Here is a 20,508-nt window from a genome sequence, read left to right on the forward strand (position 1 = left end):
ATCTGCGCGTCGTGCGCCCATCGGCCCCCGTCCGGGGGTACTGTTGTGGCAACGCGCGAGACGTTCCCCCCAACTCCTCGCGCGTCGCGCTCGACCGGTTCCCCCCAACGGGTCGAGACGCAGCCGGCCCCGGTCTGTTCGCAGACCGGGGCCGTTGCACGTTTCAGGGGTGGTGCCTCCGGTCGGTGGTGCCTGCGGTCGGCCGTGCGTGCGGGCGGGCGTCCGCCGCGTCAGGCGGCGTCGGGCAGCTGTGCGGCGAAGTCGCGGACGGCGCGCTCCCAGCGCTCCGGGTCCTCGTTCCACTCCAGCGTGTGCGGAGCCGTGCGGAAGGCGAGGGTGGTGGCACCCGACCGTGCAGCCACCGTGGCGACGTCGTCGGCGGCGACCAGGGCGTCCGCCTCGGAGTGGATCAGCAGCGTCGGCGTCGCGGAGTCCTGCCAGGTCGTCGTCGTGACGGGCGTCGAGGCCCCGGCGAGACGGGACAGCACGTTCGTGGTCGCGATCCGGCCGGCGACGGTCCCGACGAAGGCGGGCAGGCGTGCACCACGGACGGCGCCGCGGAGTGCCGAGGCGACGTCGAGCAGCGGGGAGACGGCGACGATCCCGTCGACGTCCACCCGGCCGGCGGCGACGGAGCAGGCGAGGGCTCCGGCGGACCAGCCCTGCAGGACGACGCGCCGGGCACCGCGGGCACGGGCGGCGCGGACGGCGGCGACGATGCGCTCGGCGGCCCCGGCATCGAGGGAGCGGAGCGGCAGGTCGGTGGTGTCGATGACCTGGGACGACGCACCGAGCGAACGCCAGACCCCGACGCCCCGCAGCACCTGGCGCGGGCCGAGGGACTGTCCGTGTACGTGGACCACGTGGGTCGTGGGCGCCTCGGGCTCGGTGCCGGGCACCTCGTCCGGCCCGTCGTACCGCATGGCGTCCCAGGCCCATTCACCGGTCGGCACGGGGCCGGTCACACTGCGTCGGACGGTGTCGCCGTCGCCGCTGGCCCCGTCCTGGGTGCTCGCGGTGGTGATCGCGCCGACCTGCACCCGGGTACCGTCCCGCTGCAGGTCGTAGGTGCCCGGCAGGCGGGTGTCGCGGGTGGCGGTGAGCTCGACCTCGGTGTCCGTGGCACGGCGGACCGTGGCGGTCGCCGTGTAGGGCGTGGGGAACAGCAGCCGCCGTGCGACGAAGGCGCTGAGGCCGAGCGTGCCGACCGCCCCCGCTGCGGTGCCGAGTGCCGTGATGCGTGCGCCGGTCATGTGATCTCCCTGAGTCGTGCCGTGGTGAGCGTCGCAGCGGCCGGCACTGCCTGCCCGGCCTCGCGCGCGCGGTCTTCGATCTCGACGGAGAGCCGGTGCTGCCGGCTCCGCCACTGGCGACGCTGCCACACGATCGTGAAGTAGAGCCCGGTGTTGCCCGAAGCCATCTCGAGCCGACGGAGTTCCGGCTCGAGGGCGCGGAACCGGCGTCGGGCGGCCCGCCAGTCGCGGAACTCCCGAGCGGCGTCGGGCAGCACACCGCCGGCCGCACCGATGGCGAGCAGGACCATCGAGCCGAGGAACACCGGCGTGTAGAGCTTCGACAGCACCCCGACCGCGCCGTCGGCACCGGCGACGTGCACGGCGTCCAGGGCGATCGCGATGCCGGCGAGGAGCACCAGACCGGCTGCCCCGACGACGAAGAGCCAGTACAGGCGGCCGAGTCCGTCCCCGCTCCGGAACCCGCGCAGCACGGCGACGGCGGACCGGGCGATGACGATGGCGATGTAGGTCATCTCGACGGCGGAGTACAGCGCGGTCGGCAGCTGGTCGCCGTAGACCACCATGAACTGTGCCGTCGGGGTCGGTGCGTCGATGCGACTGAACAGCACGACGAGGGCGACGAGCACGAGCACGCAGCCGATGATGCGGCTGGCGCGCAGGAGCTTGGCGGAGCGCGCCGCTGCCTCGACCGACTGCGCGAGGGCGAACATGCCGCACACCATCAGGCAGCGGCCGATCAGGTCGGCGATGTTCGGCACGTTCGTCACGCCGGCGAGGAACGTGGTGACGTCGGGCTGGTTGATCGTGAGCCCCACCGCGACACAGCTGCAGCAGACCATCAGCCAGGTGACGCTGGCCGACTGGGTGCGCACGAGGAACAGCCGGACGACCAGGACCGCCAGGATGAGCCAGACCGGGATCGATCCCCAGACGTGCAGTGTCATCGCATCACCGGAAGATCCCGGGCTGACCCTCGGGGTCGAGCAGCCCGATCCGCAGCGCGAGCTGGTCGGCGACGAGTTCGACGGCCTGCTCGTGCGGGGTGTCCAGCGAACGGGTGAACGCCGTCCGGCCGGTGAGCAGCCCCGTGTACGCCTGGTGGTCGCAGCCGGTGTCGTCCATGAACACGTGGGCGAGCTCGTGCAGCACGCAGGCGACCCGGGAGCGCTCGGACAGCCCGGGGCGGGTCTCGAGCAGGGCGTGGTCGGTGCGCTGGATGAGCCGCGCGGACAGGTCGCCCGGCAGCTCGGTGGTGCGCACGTGGATGGGCTTGCCGAGCGCCGCCTCGGCCCGCGCGGTCAGTTCCGGCAGGGTCAGCCGGCGGGGGAGCCCGAGACGCTGCACGCGACGACGGGCCTCGGTCTGCCGGCGCAGGGCGCCGAACCGGTCGCGGTACCCGCTCACGGGGTGCCGCCCGACTCGTCGAGCCGACGCAGGTGGTCGGTGAAGTCGCGGATCTCGTCCGCCGAGGCGAACTCGCCCAGACGCCGGGTGGCGAACGCCACGACCTCGCGCTTGCGCAGTTCGAGCACGAGTTCGAGCTGCGCCTGCACCCGCTCGGGCACGTCCGTGTTGCCGGCGGCGTCGGCCAGGTACTCCGCCGGGACGCCGAAGTAGGCCGCCAGGGCCGCCAGGAGTCGCTGGTCACGGACGGCCGGACCGTTGCCGCCGAGCATGTAGCCCCAGCGCGGTCGGCTCATCGACGCACCCTGCGCCTCGATCTCGGCGGCGATCTCCTTGTACGGGGGTCGCTGGCCCGAGTTGGCCTCGACGACGTCCATCAGGAGCTGCAGTTTGCGCGACAGTTCCCGACGGTGTGCGTCGTCGTCGTTGTACTCGATCACGTGTCCCCACTCTCACATCTGTCTCAGACATGATAAAACTGATCCAGCGCGTCAGCCGGTGTCACCACTCTGCCAGGCTCGCGCTCGCTCGTCAGGTCGGCATTTCGATGGGGGGATGCCGAACGGGGGACGACGAACGGGAGGCGCGGTGCCAGCTGGCACCGCGCCTCCCGTTCGTCGTGTGGTGCGGACTACGCCTGCACGTCGCCGCGCCAGCCCGGCTGGGTCGGCGCGTTCTCGACGCGCTCCTTGTAGTTCTGCAGGTCCTTCTTGACGGCGTGGCCGCCGACGCCCACGGCGGAGCCGAGCTTCTCGAGGAAGCCGGAGGGCTCCCAGTCGATCTGCACGGTGACGCGCGTCTCGTCGTCCGAGAGCTTGTGGAAGGTGACGACACCGGCGTGGTCGGTCTCGCCGTCCTTCACGGTCCACGCGACACGCTCGTCGGGGTGCTGCTCGGTGATCACGGCACGGAACTCGCGCTCCTGGCCGGCGACCTTCACGGTCCAGTCGGTGGTCTTGTCGTCCACCTGGACGATCTTCTCGACCTCGTCGAGGAAGTGCGGGAACTCCTCGAAGCGGGTCCACTGGTCGTAGGCCGGGCGGACGGGGACGTTGACGTCGACGGTTTCGATGATCTGAGGCATGTACCGGACGGTAGGCCGATCGACCTGGGCGGCACTCAGCAGCGCTGTCCCCCTGCGACACCAGTAGTGTGGGGCGGATGACAGAGCACGGGAAGCACGCGTTCCACGAGCGCGACGACCACGGGATCCTCGTGCGTCCGGCGCTCGCCTCGGACGTCCCGCACATCCAGCGACTCATCGCCCCCTACGTCGACCGGCGCATCCTGCTCGGCAAGGAGAACGTCGCCCTGTACGGGTCGATCCAGCAGTTCCGGATCGCCGAAGGCCCCGACGGCACCCCCATCGGGTGCGGTGCGCTCGCCGTCTTCTGGGACGACATCGCCGAGGTCCGCACCCTGGCCCTCGACGAGCAGTGGATCCACAAGCGCGTCGGGCATCGGATGCTCGAAGCGCTCGAACACGACGCCCGCGAACTCGGCGTCGCCCGGATCTTCTGCCTGACCTTCGAGGTCGACTTCTTCACGAAGCACGGGTACCTGGAGATCGGCGAGAGCGTCGTCCCGCCCGAGGTCTACGCCGAACTGGTCCGCTCGTCGGACGAAGGGGTCGCGGAGTTCCTCGACCTCGCCCGGGTCAAGCCGAACACCCTCGGCAACACCCGGATGCTGAAGAACCTCTGACGCTTTCTCGTGCCGCCCGGCGGGGTGGCCGTGCGTGGCCCGCGCCGTTGTCTACCCTGTGCGCATGTCGTCGTTGCGTCACCCCGTCGGACCCGAGAAGCCGGTCGTCTACTGGCGTCGCCGGGCGCTCGTGCTCGGGGCGCTGCTGGTCGTCGTCCTGGTCGTGGTGCTCATCGTCGTCGGGCGGGGGAACGGGGCCACGTCGGCGGCGCCGAGCGCGTCGGCCTCTGCCGGCGCCGGGTCTGGTGCCGGTGCGTCGTCTGCCGGGTCTGCCGGTTCCGGTTCTGGGTCCTCGCGGTCTGCGGCGCCGAAGCCGTCCGCCTCGGCTGCTGCGACGAAGCCCGCTGCTGCCGACGGCTCGACCTGCACGAAGGACCAGATCGTCCTGACCCCGGTGCTCGACAAGTCGGCGTACGGCCCCACCGAGGACCCGAAGATCGCGATGTCGATCAAGAACTCCGGCACGAACTCCTGCCACCTGGACCTCGGTTCGGCGCAGCAGGTGCTGACGATCAGCTCCGGCCAGGAGCAGTACTGGTCGTCGAAGGACTGCCAGACCGGCGGCACGAACCAGGACGTCACGATCAAGTCCGGGCAGACGCTCACGACCCCCGCGATCGCGTGGGACCGCACCCGCTCGTCCACGTCGACGTGCGACTCGTCACGGCCGGCCGTCACCGCCGGGGGAGCGAGCTACCACCTGCAGGTCGCCGTCGGGAACCTCGAGTCGAAGACCTCGGTGCAGTTCATCCTGCAGTAGGCGGCGGGTTCGCGGTTCGCGGTTCGCGATTCGCGATTCCGATCCGTTCCCTTCCGGCTGCGCTGTGCCGATCAGGGGCGCCGGGAACAGCAACAGGCCCCGTCGTCCGAAGACGACGGGGCCTGTTCAAGCTGATGTGATCAGCCGAGGACGGTGATGTTCTCCGCCTGCGGGCCCTTGCGGCCCTCGGTGATGTCGAACTCCACCTTCTGGTTCTCCTCGAGCGACTTGTAGCCGTTGCCAGCAATCGCAGAGAAGTGCGCGAAGACGTCAGCGCTGCCGTCGTCCGGGGCGATGAAGCCGAAGCCCTTTTCGTTGTTGAACCACTTGACGGTACCGGTAGATGCCATGATGGCGTTTCCTTAGCTTTCTTGCTTCCGCCAAGGTGCAGATGCACCGACGGAGACCCCGACGTACGTCGACGGGGGTAATGCGCCACGCGGGCAGGTGCCGGCGGGACGGGTTCGGGGTCAGGCCTGTCGGCCAGTGACCCTGGGGCCCGGGTTGAGGGGCAAACCACCTCGCCCGGACGTTGAGCGCCGCCGAAGCGGTTCCATCAGGCTAGCGTGCTCTGGGCCGACTGGCTACCCGTGCGTCCCGGAACGTCGAAAATCTGGTGGAATTGAGCTGATGGCAGACAAGGAACAGCGCTTCCGCAGCGAACAGCTCGAGGAAGCCCTCGCGAAGCAGGACGTCGCCGCGGTGGCGTTCGCGCTCCGCCACGACATCGTGATCGTCCCCCGGCTCGTCACCGGCAAGAAGGACATGCAGGTGCGGGTGTTCGGCCGTGAGGGGTCGGACAAGCGCATCCTGCTGCTGTTCTCGTCGGCGGACGCCTACACGGCGATGGTGCCGGACGAGAAGATCCGGCAGGTGATGGTCTACGACGGGCCGCGGCTGGAGGAGTTCCTGGCCGCCCACCTCGACATGCTCGAGGGCGTGTTCTTCGACATCGCCGGCCCGCACACCATGCAGGCCGCACCGGCGGACCTGCTGGCCGCTTTGCGCGCGTAGCGCCTCAGAACGCGCGGTCGAGCTCGCGTTCCCGCGGGGACTGCGTCATCGAGAAGGCCACCCGCAGGGCCTCGCGCAGGTGCCCGGAGTCCGAGCCGAGCACCGTGGTGAACCCGAGGCGGGTTGCCTCGTTGACGCGCTGCTTCGTGCCGGTGGCCGGACGGATCTCGCCGGCGAGGCTGATCTCGCCCACGGCTGCGAGCGTGTGCGGGTACGGACGGTCTCGTGCGGCGCTCGCGAGGGCCAGCGCGATCGCCAGGTCGGCGCCGGGCTCGGTGAGCTTCATGCCGCCCACCGTGGACACGTAGACATCGGCGTCGGACAGCTTGAGGCCGGCGCGTCGTTCGAGGACCGCGAGCAGCATCGCCACGCGCGAGGCATCGACACCGTTCACGACCCGGCGTGGCTGCGGCGCGGAACTCGGGACGATGAGGGCCTGCACCTCGACCGGCAGCGCTCGACGCCCTTCGAGTGCGACGGTGACGCAGGTGCCGGACACCGGGGTGGTGTTCTTCGACATGAACAGGCCGCTGGGGTCGGGGACCTCGTGGATGCCGTCGCCGCCCATGTCGAAGCACCCGACCTCGTCCGTGGGGCCGAAGCGGTTCTTGAGCGCCCGGACGAAGCGCAGGGCAGTCTGCCGGTCGCCCTCGAAGTGGCAGACGACGTCGACCAGGTGCTCGAGCAGCCGCGGGCCGGCGATCGTGCCGTCCTTCGTGACGTGGCCGACGATGAGGACGGGCAGGGCGCGGTCCTTCGCGATGCGGATCAGGGTCGAGGCGACCTCGCGCACCTGGGACGTGCCACCCGCGATGCCGTCGATCGAGCTCGACGAGATGGTCTGCACGGAGTCGGCGATGAGCAGGTCGGGCTGCACCTGGTCGATCTGGCCGATGATGACGCCGAGGTCGACCTCGCTCGCCAGGTACAGGTCGTCGTGCATCGCCCCGGTGCGTTCAGCACGGAGCCGGACCTGGTCGACGGACTCTTCGGCGCTGACGTAGAGGACGCGCTTGCCCGAGGCCGCGGCTCGCGAGGCCACCTCGAGCAGCAGGGTCGACTTGCCGACACCCGGCTCGCCGCTCAGCAGGACGGCCGCACCCGGCACCACGCCGCCGCCGAGGACGCGGTCGAACTCGCCGATGCCGGTCTGCCAACGCTGCACCGAGGTGCCGCGGGCTTCGGTGATCGGTCGTGCGGCCCGGGCACCGGTGACGGCGACCGCGGACGTGCCCCGGGTGCTCGCCGACGCCGCAGAGCTGTCTTCGACGGTGCCCCAGGTCTGGCACTCACCGCACCGGCCGACCCACTTGATGCTGGTCCAGCCGCACTCGGTGCAACGGTAGAGGGACTGCGGGCGCGCCATGTCGTCGAGGCTAGGCCGTACGGCCGACATCACCGGCGCGGTCGCCCGGCTCGTCCGGTCCGCCGTGTCCGCCCGACTCGTCGCCGTCTTCGGGGACCGCGATCGACCCCGTCATCCGGTGGCGCAGGCGCTCGACCGGTCCCGGAGCCTGCCGTGAGGCGTGGTCGAGCGCCTCGGCGCCGTCGGTGTCCTGCTCGGCGCGGGCGTTCGCCACCGCCCCGGCTTCACGACCGAGGTTCTCGGCCTCGCGCACGGACAGGTAGTGCCGGATCGCCGCCACGGTGTCGACCCGGGCGTCGACCGCAGGCTCGAACGCACTCGCCCAGACCTCGTAGCCGCGGTCGTTCGGGTGGAAGAGGTCGCCGTAGCTGTTGAAGAAGGTGCGGCGGACACCGACGCGCTTCGTGATGGTGTGCAGCGGCGCCACCGTCAGCCCGAACTCGTCGGCCACCCGGTGCACGATCTCGTTCGCCACCGCCACCTTGCGCTCCCGGTCCGGCACGAACATGCACGGCAACTCGGCCACCACGGCGTGCGAGGGGACCGCGCCGTAGATCGCCCGGATGTTCCGCTCGAACTTGTCCGGGTCGAAGTCGGCGATGTCGTTCGCCCCGATCGACACCGTGCAGATGTCGGGCGCGTAGTGCCGGAGCTTCGGTAGCTGATCACGCTTCGCGCCCCACGTGGTCGAACCGGAGACGCTGAGGTTCACCACCCGCACGGACATGTGCGAGCGGTGCCGGATGCGCCGGGTCAGGAGCCCCACGTAGCCACGGCCGGGGGCGGTCGCGCCGACCCCCTGTGCCGCAGAGTCACCGATCGCCACGTAGAGCAGCTGCCCCTCGTGCTGCTGTCGTTCCCGCCACCAGTCGGCGTGGATCGGGAGCATGTCGACGACCCGTTGCGCCGCTGCCCGTTGGCCCTTCACGCCAGCGCGGGCACCGACGGCTGCGGCGCCGACGACGCCGAGGCTGCCGATGACGGAGGTGAGGAGTGCGATGAGCGTGCGGGATCTCATGCCGTGGACGGTACGCCCGCCGGTCTTGCCGGAGACGAGGAGGACCTGTGGGTGTGGGGAGAGCCCTGCAGGGGACCGCCTGTGGAGGGGGAGCCGACCCGGGGTGTCATCACGGGCCTCCCGGATCGTGTAAACTCTTTCCCGGTACCGTGTCCGAGCGGCCGAAGGATCATGTCTCGAAAACATGTGTGGGGGCAACTCCACCGTGGGTTCAAATCCCACCGGTACCGCCAAGGGGCGTTTCACGGATCTAGATGAAGAGATTCACGGAACTCGTGAAGCCCGAACGAAGGCCCCCAGGGACTCCCTGAGGGCCTTCGTCGTTTTCTTGAGAGTCAAGCGGTGCACGTTCGTATAGATGCGGCGACCAGTTCGGCGGCCTGGGCTCCTACGAGTTCGTCTCATCGTTGCCCACATCCAGTTGCAGTAGCGGTAGGTCCCGTCGCGCATACAGGAGCTGTGCGAACTGTAATCGGCCCATGCGCTTGGCGACCCTCACCGTCGAAGAGCCAGGGTCATGTCTTGGATTGAGCGCTGCGAACTTCCAGAAGGTAGTGGGCCGCGGCGATCTGAGAGTTGAGTACACCGACGCTGGCGACCGGGTCATGGAGGAGGCGATGGCTGACTTCCGTCAAAGCCAACGGGAGCGGAAGCTGCGTGGGATGGAGCAGATCACGGCGTTGTCGGATGAGATGGGCTTCACCGAGTGACGCAACTTCTGCCGTGGCCCGGCCGAGTGGACAAATCAGAACCGCGTTGGCGCAGGGCTGACGCGCCGCATTGCCTTGCTCGAGGAGGGCGCGGCTGCTAACGTTGGGGTAGCAAACATTTGCCCCTCTGGTTTCGGCTCGATCGGCGGATGGACCCTCGATCTCGCCGCGGCAGACGGGGGTTGCTTCATTTTGCGGACGTGATGATTTCCAGCGTCTTCCGTCGCAGGAACGGCTGGATGTAGGCGCCGTCGTTCATAGCGAGGGCGCGTCTTGTTGTCCAGGCGACAGCGTCGGCCGACCACAGCATCGGTTCGCTACCCTGTCGGCCGGCGTAGGTCTCAAGTTTGGTCGCCACGTCGGCGTCCTGGCGGATCCGTTTGAACATCCGAACATCGTCGGCTTGTTGCGCTGCCGTCTGACGGCGGTCGTAGACGACCAGGCCGCTTGGGCTGAGGTGTTCCGCGCTGAGGCATCGCAGGAGCGCCAACAAGCACGCTTCGCGGGCCTTGTCGCCGTTAAGGTCGTCGTTGCCGACCACGGTCTCCACGGCGACGACGCTGACGGCGTTCGCAGCGACGTAGTCGTTGAACGTGATGATGCGGGCCTGGCCGGCAGTGTCGCGCGCTTCGTCCGTCGTGTGCCATGTGAGGCCGCCGGCGATTGTCGTGAGCGCTGTCCGAACCGTCGTGATGACCCCACGATCAACGATGACAGCGGCAACGTAGTAGTAGCCGGGCCCGTGCGCTTGTCCGGGCAGCCGGTAGCTTTCGTCTACGAAAGCGACCGGCCCGTGGGTGTGCGCATATACGTTGAGCAGGTCGGTGTCGCGGAGCTCGGTGCCGTCGACGCTCTTCTCCGCCGGCGTTGCGACGTCAAGCTCGTCCGTGAGTGTTGCATCTGTCATCGCTTCCAGAATCTCACGGATCCTGACCTAAGTTCAGGTTGATACTGGTGAGAGTGGTCCTCTTTTCAAACCTGCGAGAAGCAGGGTGATCCGGCCGCGCACGTCGCGGTGACAGGGAGGGCTCTCGCAGAGAGCGCTCGCTGACGGTCTGGAAGCCTCGCCGTGCGTACGTGCGTGCGAAAGGATCGGGCTGGTGCCATCCTGACGATGGCTGATGATCTGTGCTGCTGCTGCTCACTTGCAGTGGTCATTGCGCATACCGTGAGCGTGTGCTGACCAACGAAGAGATCACCGCGTTCATTGAGTCCGGGTACGAGGTGCGTGCGGTCGAGTTCAAGGGGCCCGGCTCAGTCCGGGATCCGGAGTTCGTTGCGAAAGTCGCCCGCGCTGTCATCTCGCTCGCGAATCAGCGTGATGGTGGATGGGTGATCGTCGGTGTCGACGAGGCGGACCCGGAGCGCTCCGGCCTGAGTGAAGAGCAGCTGGCGGGTTGGATGGACTACGACACGGTGGTTGACAAGATCAACCGTTACGCCGACCCGCCAGTTCGGCTCGGTCGCGACCAGCGCCAGCTGCCAACTGGTGAGGATGTCGTCGTCCTCGAGGTCGCCGAGTTCGATGAGGTCCCGGTCCTTGCTGCGACGGATTCACCGAAAAACGTCATCCGGCGTGGTTACTTGTACACGAGGTCGAAACGTAAGCCGGAGAGCTCTCCGACGCATACGCAGAACGAGCTCCGGGAGGTGCTGGATCTGGCGACACAAAAGCAGCTGCGTCGGTTCCTGCAGACTGCGCGCGGCGCTGGTCTCGATGTCGCTGGACCCACCGACGCGGACCGGTATGTCCACGAAGCTGAAGCGGCGTTGGTCAGCATCGGAGTCGATGACGTCGTCCAGTTGCCGCGCTTCGAGTACGCCATCTGCCCGTTGACGTATGAGGAGGAACGGGTTGAGTACACCTCTCTTGTGCCGGCAGTGCGAGCGGCGACCGTCAGGGCCCGCGGCTGGCCGTATCCCTTCGTTGAACGCCCCGAGCTCGGTGAGCGGTGGGTGTCGGAGGGCAACCAGGTCAGGGAACGCGAAGCGTGGGCGGCGTTTGAAAGCGGCCAGTTCGCGTCGTGGCATCAGCTGCCGGTGGACGCCGGACCCGACTGGTCGAATCGCTCCGGCGCTGAGGAGCCGGCGGGCTACTTCCCGGTTTGGCTGCCGGTGGCGCAGTTCACTGAGGTGTTCAGCTTCGCCGTCCGGTACCGGCGAACGATCGGTTTCTCCGGGCCGATGACGGTGCGCTTGCGGCTCGTTGGCGCGAAAGGATGGCTCCTTGTCGCCGGCGACCCGCGTCGTGGTCCTTTCCACGGCGACTACCGACTCGGTAGCAACCTTTGGGAGCGGTCCGTCACGGTACCTGATGAGCCAGATGGTGCATTGGATGCTCGGCAGCTTGCTGCCGCGCCGAGTATGAACCTGCTGAGACGCTTCGGATGGTCTGGCGTCACGGAGTCGATCATCGAGTCGGCTCAGCACTCCGCATTCGGCGACCGGACGCTTTGACTGGCGCCGTTGGGGCTGGTCCGCCGATTGAACGGCGTTCTCGAACGGGCGGCATCATCGCGACGGTGGTCGGTCCCGCCGGACAGGCGCGTCGAGATGCTCTTCTCCGCTCCGTCCGACGCGAGTCGCCTCCCGCCTTCAGAAACCCTTGCGTCGGCAACGCTGAGTAGTGAAGCGATGCTCTTCAGCTCGCGGCGTTCAGCGTGGGAGACGTGTCCGTCGTCGACCGCCCGGTGCGCCAGAGCCAACAGGAACGCTTCGTGCGCCGCGGCGATGTCGGCGGGGGAGAGTTCGTACGCAGCGCAGAGCTCCTGGAGAGCAACCGACTCATCCTCGGAGATGTCGCCATCCTCGAGTGCTTCGAACAGCTGCTCCAGGTATGCCGTCGTGCCGACGGGGGCGCCTTCCTCGATGACCTCCAACAGCGACATGGCGCTCACCTGCGCCAGCAGCGGTGGCGTGGCCGGACGACCGGGCGTGATCCGCAGCGGTGCGGAACGAACAGACGAACGTGCTTGCCGCTCCGTGACGGTGTCGGGTGTGCGGGAAGGACCCGACGGCCAGGCGGTCGCCTGCGCGGTGGCCTGTGCTTCGAGGAGGACAGCGTCGGGTCCGCCGTTCGTAGCAATGTACGCGCGGACCAGTCCGGCGGTAGCCCGGGCGTCACCGAGCGCGGAATGGGCGTTGTCGAGGGTGACTCCAGTCGCCCAGCAGCAGTCAACGAGCCGGCGGCGGTCCATTTGCGGCAGGTAGGCGTAGCTGGCCTCGAGGGTGCAGTACGACGCGACCCACGGCGCATCCCAGCCCGCCGCAGTCAGTTCCGCACGAAGGAACGCGAGGTCGAACTTCGCGTTGTGGGCGATGACGGGGAGACCCGCGATGCCGGCGACAACGGTCGCCGCGACATCGGCGAATTGTTCCGCCCCGGGTCTGATGGAGGCTCTCAATCCACGGGAGGATGAGAGTCATGGGAGCACCGAGGAAGTACCCGGAGGAGCTTCGGGAGCGTGCGGTTCGGCTCGCGGTGGAAGCGCGCCGTGACCCTGAGACCCGACGGGGTGCGCTGATTCGGATCAGCGGCCAGTTGGGCATCAACCCAGAGACGTTGCGGAACTGGGTGAAGCAAGCCGAGATCGATGCTGGCGATGTGCCCGGCGTGACGACGGATGACGGCCGCCGGATCGCGGAACTGGAGCGCGAGGTTCGGGAATTGCGGCGGGCGAAAGCGATTCTGAAGTCGGCATCGGCTTTCTTCGCGGCGGAGCTCGACCGCCTGTCCAGCAGATGATCACATTCATCGACGACCACAAGCACGAGTTCGGGGTCGAGCCGGTCTGTAGAACGTTGCAGATCGCCCCGTCGAGCAACTACGCCGCGAAGGCGCGTCCGCCGTCGGCCAGGTCGGCCAGCGACGCCGCCCGCACCGTCGAGGTGGAGCGGGTGCACCGGACCAACTACGGCGTCTATGGCGCCCGGAAGGTCCACGCGCAACTGCGGCGTGAGGGCCATCAGATGGCGCGCTGCACCGTCGAACGACTGATGCGAGCCACCGGGCTGCAGGGTGTTTCCAAGCGGAAGGGGCCGAAAACGACGGTTCCCGGTCCGGCCGGCGACCGGCCAGCGGATCTGGTGCAGCGAGCGTTCACCGCGACCGGCCCGGACCAGCTCTGGGTTGCCGACATCACCTACATCCGCACGTTCTCCGGCTGGGTCTACGCAGCGTTTGTCACGGACGTGTTCTCCCGCCGCATCGTGGGCTGGCAGCTGTCGAAGAACATGCGCACCGACCTCGCCCTCGACGCCCTCGAGATGGGCATCTGGACCCGCCAACGTGAAGGCCACGACCTATCGAACCTGATCCATCACAGCGACCGCGGAGTCCAATACCGAGCCATTCGCTACACGGACCGGCTCGCGGAAGCCGGCGCGGTCGCGTCCGTCGGGTCCAAGGGTGACAGCTACGACAACGCTCTCGCAGAGGCCATGAACTCGATCTTCAAAGCCGAACTGATCCGCAACAAGGGGCCGTGGCGCGGCATCGACGACCTCGAGATCGCGACGGTGGAGTACATCGACTGGTTCAACCACCGACGCCTCCACGGCGAACTCGGCATGGTCCCACCCGTCGAGTACGAGCACGAGCACGATTACTACCGGCACAACCCCGCTCCGACTACCGTCGAAGCGGCACTACCGAGCCTCCACTAAACCCGGGGCGGAACAGCGAGCACAACCGCCACACCCGCCGCTCCGCGTCCGGGTCGAGACGGAGACATCACACTCGAGCGTGACGCTCGTAGATGATGCACGCAAGGAGGACAGGCATGGTTACCTCCTGGGGTCGGGGCGTCATCGTGACGCCGCGAGCGGCGGTCAGCGCCGCGTCGGTTCACCGCTCGGAGCGTTCGCCGGCCGCGCAGGTCAGTGCCCGATACGCGGGTCGAGAAGATGATGAACGCGGTCCGCGATCTCGGCGGGCGACCAGCGTGCCGCTCGCTCGAGGGCTGCCTGCCCTTTGTCCAATCGGTGCTCGCGGTCGTCGATCAACCTCTTCATGACCTCGAGAAACGAGTCGAGGTCGTCGAAGAGGAGGTCCGAGTCCCCGACGATCTCCGAGAACGCTCCTCGCGCTGGTGCTGCGACGGGCCTCCCAGCGCCCATAACGTCGACGATCGACATGTTCCAGAGTGCGTTGTTGCGCAGCGGACCAAGGCCGACATGCGACTGCCTGAGCAGGCCTGCGTACTCCTCCCGCGACTTGGCCTCCGATACCCGGGCGAACGGGAGGGCATTGATCCGCTCAACAGCCTTATCGATGCTTGGGTCGAGACGACGCCGCTCGAGAGACCGCTCACCGGTCGGGTTCGTGAAGACGACTTCAAATCGACCGGGGCGTCGAGAGTGGAGTACCTCAAGCCAATCCAGCATCTCAGGTGTGCCGTAGTGGTCGTAAAGACGGTGGTTGTAGACGACGGATACGAGGCTTGAGCGCTCCTCGGGCTGCTGCAGAACCGTCACCGGTGGAGGTACTACCTCCAAGTCCACCGCCTCAGTTCCGGTGCTCTTGGCGGCCCGCTGGAACCAGGACGCGCCCCACTGGCTGCCAATCATTGCGACGTCCGCGCAAACTGCCGCTTCGACCTGTCTCGACCAGATGGGGTTCGCGAGGTCGTGCTGGTTCAAACTCGGGTCCCATTCAACTCCCGCCTCGGTGATCCTCTCTACGGGGATGTAGTGGAAGTACACGCCCGTGCGTGGTCGCGTCCCGGACGTCGAAGCGACTAATGCTTGCAACGGCACGGTGAGTTCCGGCTGGTTGACGAGTAGCGCATCGACGGCGCCTACCCGCTGCAGCTCGTTGGCGAGGGCGTCCCACGGGAAGCCGAACCTGGCTCCGTACTTCGATTCCGGGTAGGGCACTTCGATGGTGTCGGAGCCCGACACCGACGAGATGCCCGGCGGGCCGATGAGGACCGTCTTCCACCCGAGCTGTCGAAGACTGGCGAGCAGGGCCTCCTGGAAGACGAACCCGCTGTCGGCTTCGAGGTTGGATGCGTTGCTGACGTTCAAGTAGGAGAGCAGCAGCGGTGATGTCACGAATTCGTCTCCCTTTCGATGATGTCGAAGGCCGACATCACGTCTTCGGGGAACTCGAAACGGCGGTCCTCCGCGACGAAGCCGTTATGCCGTAGATGATCCAGGAGGACCTTGAGTGGATCCCAAAACCCCCCGACGTTGAGGAATATCACTTGTGCCGAGGTGAGGCCGAGTTGTCTCGCTGTCATCGCCTCGAATGCCTCATCGAGGCTCCCGATACCACCGGGAAGGACGAGGACGGCGTCACTCAGCTCCATGAATCGGCGCTTACGTTCTCCGAGTGAACTGACGATCTCGATCTCGATACCATGCGAAGGCGGTTCCAAGTCGATCAGAACGGAGGGTGAAACACCAATGACCTCGCCGCCGGCGTCGGCGGCGGCGGCGGATAGTGCTCCCATGAGGCCGACGTCCGAGCCCCCGAAAACTAACCTAATTCCGCGCGACGCGCATTCCTGACCAACCTCTTCCGCGGTGCTCCTGAAAAGCTGACGCGATCCCATAGAGGATCCACAGAAAATCGCCACGGAAACCGGCGATGAGGCGTCGACCAAAGTAACCCCCTCGTTACATCGCCTCGAAGGCTACACTCGATGCAACGTGTCAGCAAGGGTCGGTTCAGCACCCGCGAACGAAACGCAAGGAGTGGGCTTGATGGCTGCATCGACAGATGTTTCCACGGGCGGTGTCAGCGGGAGTTGTCCAAGCGGCAACTTTACGGTTGTCCAGTTCACCCGGTACCGGTCTTGAATGCAGGAACCGACGAGGGCGCTGCTGTCACCTATCGCGTCCTCCTGCGAAATCGTGAGTTGCGCGGGCAACTCGCGTCGGTTCTCATCGCGACCGTTCCGCTCGGTATGTTCCCGATCACGATCGTGCTGGCGGTCCACAGCTGGACCGACTCGTTCGCGGTGGCCGGTTGGGTGAGCGCAGCGTTCACCAGTGGAAGTGCCGTCGGGCTTACTGCGCAGGGGCACCTGATAGATCGGCTTGGAACGCGCAGCACCGTGGTCTCCGCCACCGCGGTGTTCGTCGCTGCGTCGATCGCGTTCGTGGTCGTCGGCGAAGCAACGGCAGTCCGGTCCGTGTCGGCACTGGTCGCCCTCGCCGCCGTCGCCGGGGCGTCACTGCCCGAGATCACCACGGCGGTTCGCGTGTGGCTCGCCCGTTCCACGTTGTCGTCAGCCCAGCGCGTCGCCAGCTACTCGCTTCTCGGCGCCTGCTTCCAGACGGGACTGGTCTTCGGTCCCCTTCTCGTCACGGCTGCGGTGCCCTGGGTTGGGGGCACAGGAACTCTCGTGGCGATCACCCTCCTCGCGATCGTGGCCGCAGGTTGGTTCCTCCGGGTCACACACCCCAGCGCGACGCCGTCGATCGCGACGAAGGCAGCGGGAAGAGGCATGCCGCCGGATCGCGCCGTCCTGCATGGGCCGATGATGGCAATTCTCGGAGTCGCCGCCGTTGTCGGAGCTGTCGGCGGTGTGATGACGCTCGTCATCCCTCGTGTGCTGGCAGCTGCCGGCTCCATCGAACTGTCTGGCCTACTCTTCGCGTCACTCGCGGTCGGCGAGGTACTCGGAGCTGTCGTCTACGGGATGATTCGTTGGCCGCTCGGACAGGTGGCTCAATTGGCAGCAGTAGTGGCCGCTACGGGGCTGATGCTGATCGTATGCACTTTCACCACCGGTGCGCCGTGGGCGTTCGCGATCCTGCTGTTCGGCATCGGCGCTGCGTCGGGTCCCGTTGCAGTGCTGCTAGCCGCGGCGACTGAAGGCGCCGCCTCGTCGGGAGCGATAGGTGCTGCGTCCGGCGTACGGATCAGTGTTTCACTGCTCGCGTCGGCCGTAGGAAGCGCCGTAGCGGGAGCGTCCGGCGGAATAGCCGGATCGTCCGTGGTTCTGGGCGTACTGGGATCGGTAGTGCTCGTCGCCGCGGCTTTGCCGTTGTACATGCGGACCGTTCTGCGGGCCTGACCGATCCGATCGGTGGGGTCGAGCATCCAGCAGCCCACTCACGTCTCCTTCTCAAGCGGCTGGCTGTCTGATCGCGCCATCCGTCGAGTCGCCCGACTCCCGGCCACCGTAGTTGGCATGACGTGCTGCCGGCCAAGGTTTCCGGCAGCCGCTAGTGCAACCGCGGTGTTGTCTGGCGGAAGCGATCGCCGGGCTCCTCGGCTCGGCGACGGAACGCGCCACGTCGCCAGGGCGATGGGCGCAGCGTTCGGAGCTCGTATCAGAATGATCCTGCTTGCATCTGCCGGCGGGAGTGCATTTAGCGGAGTAACAAGCGGCGCCCTTGGCACTTCTTCAATATTTGTCGTGACGGCCCAGCTTATTGTCGCAGTGGCGACCCTTCCGGCTAGGATTCGCTCCGTCTTCCATTCCCGACCGAACGGGATAGAGTGCTGGCGTCGCCTGACACCTGACACCTGACACCTGACACCTGACACCTGACGCCCGAGTCCTTCGTCACAGCTGCTTGGACGAATGGTAGGGAGAGGTTATCCCACTGGGCGTCTGCGATCGAGCTCAGACAGACTAGACATCTGACGTTCGGATAGGCGGATATGCACCGAACCGGCATTCTCTTCGATTCTGCGTCGATCATTGGATCGAGGTAGAGCAACTGCTCCCTCATTGCGGCACCACGCGAGAGCTACCTGAGATACAGTAGCGCCCGATTCGGCGGCTACCGATGCCAACGTTGAGTTGAGGAGGAGGTCCCCACCTCTCCCAAGGGGGGACCAGGCAAAGGCGCGGATATTGCGCTGCGCTAACTCGTGCCTCAATTCGGTCTGCTGATGGTGTAGATGCATCTCAATCTGATTCACCGCGGGAGGAATGCGGGCAACCCGCTCGAGCCGGTCAAGATCGAACTGGTTGAAATTCGATACCCCGATAGCTCGCACCCGCCCTGACTCTGCTAGTTCCTCCATCGCCCGCCAACTGTCTGCGACAAGACGGAAGTCCGGCTGCGGCCAATGAATGAGGAGAATGTCGATAACATCACGACCGAGATTGCGAGCGGAACGCTCGAAGGACCTGATGCTTCCCTTGAAGCCCATGGATTCGCGGGGCAATTTCGTACAAACAATCGGCTGAATGTCGGTCTTTCGTCGCAGCGCCCTTCCAAGAGATTCCTCAGTGCCGTAAGTCGGCGCGGTGTCAAAGAGCTGGTACGAAAGCTCGCACGCATCTCGAATAGCCCTGTCGGTGGCCCTCCATGTTCCAAATCCTATGAGCGGGAGCTCAAGTTCAGGGGAAAGTGCGGTGTCGAAGCTCAAAAGGGCTCTGACTTGAAAGGCACCGCATCGCGCAAGAAGGGGTGCTGCTGGTCCTTTGTCGATAGAAGAGCTTCACTGAGAGGGATTGGCCAGTCGATGGCGAGGTCGGGGTCCGCAAGGTTCACAAACGAGTAACGATCGTAAGCGTCGGGTGTCCAATGCTTGTTGACCGAGTAGAGATAGTGGAGGGGGCTCAGGCATTGATAGGAGTTCGCCACTCCGGCCGGCAGGAACACGGCTACATCTGGTCGGAGGGTCACCGTCACCATCTGCCCGAAGCCCGGCCCTTCTCTCAGGTCCACGTATGCGGCATACGCCTCCCCGTCAATGATGGAGATGTATTTGTCCCATGGTTCAGCGTGAAGACCGCGAGTCGAGCCTTCTTTATTGAAGGCGACGCTTGTCTGCACGACGTCGAAGTCTGCCGGGAAGCCAGCGTCGAGCAGCTTTTCGCGGTGATACTTTTCTTGAAACCAACCGCGATCGTCCTCAACTCGGGTCACATCGAAAATCAGGAGACCTGAGATGTTGGTTGTGCGGCGCACGAACTTTGTGCTTGGGGCAGGCATGTTGTTCTCCTCATGAATTGTCTGATTGCAAACTGCTAGGACCTACCGGTGGGTCCGAACCATGATACGGCAGGTTCGAAGTAGCGATTACGGTTCGCGCGTGAGTCACCGTACTCCGCCACGACGAGCTCGCGGTTCGAGTTCGCCGTCTCGGCGAATTTGATACTGAGAGCCTCCTGCGTTCTTTGGACCATTTCGTCCTCGATTCGATCGAGCGCTATGTCGAAAGTCCACCCGTCACTTGAGATATTCGACGTTGCATCGCCGCGGAGGATGGCTGCGGGGCGATAGCCGAGCGGCGTGAATTCCTTCAGCATGACCTCGAAGTCCGCGGTGACGAGCGGACGGCGTTCAAGTGCGCTCTCGACGACAGGATTGCCGAATCCCTCGGCCATGCTCGGATAAGTCACGATGTCTGCAGCGGCGTACGCATCGCGCACTCCTTGTGCTGCCCCGTCGTCGCTTGCATAGCTGCGGAGCTTTCCGTCGAGCATTCGGATGCTGACGCCGAGGGCTTGAGCGAGCCTGGTCACCTCTTCGGCGTAGGCCTGCGCGACTCCGGGCTTCCAAGAGGTGCCGCCGGCCGCGCTTCCGGTGACCAGGATCTCGGAGGGCTGACCGGTGGCGACGGTGAGTCGGTGGGCGAGGTGCACGCTGTGGTGGATCCCCTTGGTGGGGATAAAGCGCGTAGGTTGAAGGAGGAGAAGCCTGTCAGCGGGGACGCCGAAGTCCTGGCGGAAGAGGTGCCCTCGGCCTGCGGTCGAATGGACCGGGAACAGGTTCGGCGCGACGATCGCATTCGCGTCCGGCACGTGCTCCGCCAAGGCCCGACGAGCGCTTTCGGTACTCACCACGTGTAGGACGGACGGTCCGGTCGGCGGAAGGACCCGCCCGATGAGTGACTCGATAAACGGGTTGGAGGCGTACGCCCGCTCCCAGGTGAAGTCGTGCGAACGAAGCACCATCGGTACTCCCTCTGCAGCAAGTTCGGCCACGGCCCAGGCAGCCGGGAGGGAGATGAGGTAGGAGGCCAGCGCGTCGACGTGCAGCCCATCGAGTCGCTCTGATTCGATGATCGTGCGGATGGCCTTGTACGCCGCAAGACCACGCCGGGCGACCTCACGAAACAGGGCGTCGTTGCTGCGCGGATCCGGGGAAGAGCGCAGGACTTCCCGATGGAACGCGACCTGCGAAGGATTTCGCGGGTCGAGCTCGTCGAGGACGCGTGTCCCGTCTGGAACCTCGATTCCGCCGCCCCTCATTGGGATGATCTCCACGCCTTGGTGCTGGTAGAAACGCTCCCACTTCTCGAGTTCGACGATTGCTCCGAGATCGCGCTGGTGCCAGGCAGCTATCGTTCCGATCTTCAT

At 66.4% G+C, this 20,508-nt stretch carries 22 protein-coding genes, 1 tRNA gene and 1 other annotated feature; of the genes, 8 read left to right on the forward strand and 15 right to left on the reverse strand.

The window, feature by feature from the left end; all coding sequences use genetic code 11:
- Positions 1–230: 230 nt before the first annotated feature.
- From QRN30_RS03475 to QRN30_RS03495, 5 genes are all read right to left on the reverse strand, one after another.
- A complete protein-coding gene (locus QRN30_RS03475) occupies positions 231–1,253 on the reverse strand; it encodes a DUF8805 domain-containing protein (RefSeq protein ID WP_284760479.1) in 1,023 nt (340 codons plus the stop codon).
- The gene (locus tag QRN30_RS03480; protein ID WP_284760480.1) at positions 1,250–2,200 is read right to left on the reverse strand and encodes a hypothetical protein; all 951 of its coding nucleotides are present in this window, start codon (positions 2,198–2,200) and stop codon (positions 1,250–1,252) included. Before QRN30_RS03480 ends, QRN30_RS03475 begins: the two co-directional genes overlap by 4 nt.
- A gap of 4 nt (positions 2,201–2,204) precedes the next feature.
- Positions 2,205–2,660, reverse strand: a complete 456-nt coding sequence (locus tag QRN30_RS03485) for a hypothetical protein (RefSeq protein ID WP_214518845.1) — start codon at positions 2,658–2,660, stop codon at positions 2,205–2,207.
- Positions 2,657–3,100: a hypothetical protein gene (locus tag QRN30_RS03490; protein WP_284760481.1), complete on the reverse strand. Its 444-nt coding sequence runs from the start codon at positions 3,098–3,100 to the stop codon at positions 2,657–2,659. Before QRN30_RS03490 ends, QRN30_RS03485 begins: the two co-directional genes overlap by 4 nt.
- 191 nt (positions 3,101–3,291) lie before the next feature.
- Positions 3,292–3,744 (reverse strand): SRPBCC family protein, encoded by a 453-nt coding sequence (locus QRN30_RS03495; protein ID WP_071249837.1) that lies wholly within the window; start codon positions 3,742–3,744, stop codon positions 3,292–3,294.
- A 77-nt stretch (positions 3,745–3,821) separates the two neighbouring features.
- Between QRN30_RS03495 and QRN30_RS03500 the strand changes: the two genes are divergently transcribed.
- Both QRN30_RS03500 and QRN30_RS03505 read left to right on the forward strand, forming a co-directional pair.
- Positions 3,822–4,364, forward strand: coding sequence for an amino-acid N-acetyltransferase (locus QRN30_RS03500; protein ID WP_042536938.1), 543 nt, complete (start codon positions 3,822–3,824; stop codon positions 4,362–4,364).
- 64 nt (positions 4,365–4,428) lie between these two features.
- Positions 4,429–5,124 carry a hypothetical protein gene (locus QRN30_RS03505; protein WP_284760482.1) on the forward strand — a complete coding sequence of 232 codons (696 nt, stop codon included), beginning with the start codon at positions 4,429–4,431 and terminating at the stop codon, positions 5,122–5,124.
- A 140-nt stretch (positions 5,125–5,264) separates the two neighbouring features.
- On the opposite strand, the gene cspE is transcribed toward QRN30_RS03505, so the two are convergent.
- On the reverse strand, positions 5,265–5,474 hold the full coding sequence (cspE, locus tag QRN30_RS03510; protein ID WP_017887662.1) for a transcription antiterminator/RNA stability regulator CspE: 210 nt from the start codon (positions 5,472–5,474) through the stop codon (positions 5,265–5,267).
- Between the two features lie 280 nt (positions 5,475–5,754).
- On the opposite strand from cspE, the gene QRN30_RS03515 reads away from it, so the two are divergent.
- Entirely contained in the window at positions 5,755–6,138 is a 384-nt protein-coding gene (locus tag QRN30_RS03515; RefSeq protein WP_017887661.1) for an SseB family protein, read from the forward strand.
- 4 nt (positions 6,139–6,142) lie between these two features.
- Here QRN30_RS03515 and radA read toward each other — a convergent pair whose 3' ends face one another.
- Both radA and QRN30_RS03525 read right to left on the reverse strand, forming a co-directional pair.
- A complete protein-coding gene (gene radA, locus QRN30_RS03520; RefSeq protein WP_017887660.1) occupies positions 6,143–7,504 on the reverse strand; it encodes a DNA repair protein RadA in 1,362 nt (453 codons plus the stop codon).
- Positions 7,505–7,514: 10 nt separating this feature from the next.
- Positions 7,515–8,522 carry an SGNH/GDSL hydrolase family protein gene (locus tag QRN30_RS03525; protein ID WP_214585188.1) on the reverse strand — a complete coding sequence of 336 codons (1,008 nt, stop codon included), beginning with the start codon at positions 8,520–8,522 and terminating at the stop codon, positions 7,515–7,517.
- A gap of 143 nt (positions 8,523–8,665) precedes the next feature.
- Here QRN30_RS03525 and QRN30_RS03530 point away from each other — a divergent pair.
- Together QRN30_RS03530 and QRN30_RS03535 are read left to right on the forward strand one after the other, a co-directional pair.
- A tRNA-Ser gene (locus QRN30_RS03530) sits at positions 8,666–8,755 on the forward strand.
- Between the two features lie 246 nt (positions 8,756–9,001).
- Positions 9,002–9,232, forward strand: a complete 231-nt coding sequence (locus tag QRN30_RS03535) for a hypothetical protein (RefSeq protein ID WP_284760483.1) — start codon at positions 9,002–9,004, stop codon at positions 9,230–9,232.
- A gap of 187 nt (positions 9,233–9,419) precedes the next feature.
- Here the strand turns inward: QRN30_RS03535 and QRN30_RS03540 are convergent, their stop codons facing one another.
- Positions 9,420–10,139, reverse strand: a complete 720-nt coding sequence (locus QRN30_RS03540) for a hypothetical protein (RefSeq protein WP_284760484.1) — start codon at positions 10,137–10,139, stop codon at positions 9,420–9,422.
- Positions 10,140–10,408: 269 nt separating this feature from the next.
- On the opposite strand from QRN30_RS03540, the gene QRN30_RS03545 reads away from it, so the two are divergent.
- A complete protein-coding gene (locus QRN30_RS03545) occupies positions 10,409–11,689 on the forward strand; it encodes an AlbA family DNA-binding domain-containing protein (RefSeq protein ID WP_284760485.1) in 1,281 nt (426 codons plus the stop codon).
- On the opposite strand, the gene QRN30_RS03550 is transcribed toward QRN30_RS03545, so the two are convergent.
- Entirely contained in the window at positions 11,656–12,636 is a 981-nt protein-coding gene (locus tag QRN30_RS03550) for a 3'-5' exonuclease (protein ID WP_284760486.1), read from the reverse strand. The two genes, QRN30_RS03545 and QRN30_RS03550, sit on opposite strands and share 34 nt — an antisense overlap.
- A 20-nt stretch (positions 12,637–12,656) precedes the next feature.
- Between QRN30_RS03550 and QRN30_RS03555 the strand changes: the two genes are divergently transcribed.
- Positions 12,657–13,897, forward strand: a protein-coding gene (locus tag QRN30_RS03555; RefSeq protein ID WP_284760487.1) for an IS3 family transposase whose coding sequence is annotated in 2 segments (ribosomal slippage) — positions 12,657–12,936 and positions 12,936–13,897 — 1,242 coding nt in all. Because the reading frame shifts where the segments join, the coding sequence is not laid out codon by codon here.
- Positions 12,935–13,048 (forward strand) — a sequence feature (AL1L pseudoknot). (Overlaps the previous gene by 114 nt.)
- A 213-nt stretch (positions 13,898–14,110) precedes the next feature.
- On the opposite strand, the gene QRN30_RS03560 is transcribed toward QRN30_RS03555, so the two are convergent.
- Together QRN30_RS03560 and QRN30_RS03565 are read right to left on the reverse strand one after the other, a co-directional pair.
- Positions 14,111–15,286, reverse strand: coding sequence for a glycosyltransferase family protein (locus QRN30_RS03560; RefSeq protein WP_284760488.1), 1,176 nt, complete (start codon positions 15,284–15,286; stop codon positions 14,111–14,113).
- Positions 15,283–15,840: an LOG family protein gene (locus QRN30_RS03565; RefSeq protein WP_284760489.1), complete on the reverse strand. Its 558-nt coding sequence runs from the start codon at positions 15,838–15,840 to the stop codon at positions 15,283–15,285. Before QRN30_RS03565 ends, QRN30_RS03560 begins: the two co-directional genes overlap by 4 nt.
- 39 nt (positions 15,841–15,879) lie before the next feature.
- On the opposite strand from QRN30_RS03565, the gene QRN30_RS03570 reads away from it, so the two are divergent.
- The gene (locus tag QRN30_RS03570) at positions 15,880–17,259 is read left to right on the forward strand and encodes an MFS transporter (protein ID WP_284760490.1); all 1,380 of its coding nucleotides are present in this window, start codon (positions 15,880–15,882) and stop codon (positions 17,257–17,259) included.
- Positions 17,260–17,786: 527 nt separating this feature from the next.
- Here QRN30_RS03570 and QRN30_RS17620 read toward each other — a convergent pair.
- Genes QRN30_RS17620 through QRN30_RS03580 form a run of 3 tightly spaced genes read right to left on the reverse strand, consistent with a single transcriptional unit; the run spans position 17,787 to position 20,508 of the window.
- A complete protein-coding gene (locus QRN30_RS17620; RefSeq protein ID WP_350225043.1) occupies positions 17,787–18,569 on the reverse strand; it encodes an aldo/keto reductase in 783 nt (260 codons plus the stop codon).
- A complete protein-coding gene (locus tag QRN30_RS03575; RefSeq protein WP_284760491.1) occupies positions 18,566–19,138 on the reverse strand; it encodes a dTDP-4-dehydrorhamnose 3,5-epimerase family protein in 573 nt (190 codons plus the stop codon). Before QRN30_RS03575 ends, QRN30_RS17620 begins: the two co-directional genes overlap by 4 nt.
- A gap of 35 nt (positions 19,139–19,173) precedes the next feature.
- Complete coding sequence (locus QRN30_RS03580; RefSeq protein WP_284760492.1) at positions 19,174–20,508, reverse strand: glycosyltransferase family protein; 1,335 nt, start codon at positions 20,506–20,508, stop codon at positions 19,174–19,176.

Origin of the sequence: Curtobacterium sp. MEB011 (assembly GCF_030209655.1) — a bacterium.
Classification (GTDB): Bacteria; Actinomycetota; Actinomycetes; order Actinomycetales; family Microbacteriaceae; genus Curtobacterium; species Curtobacterium poinsettiae.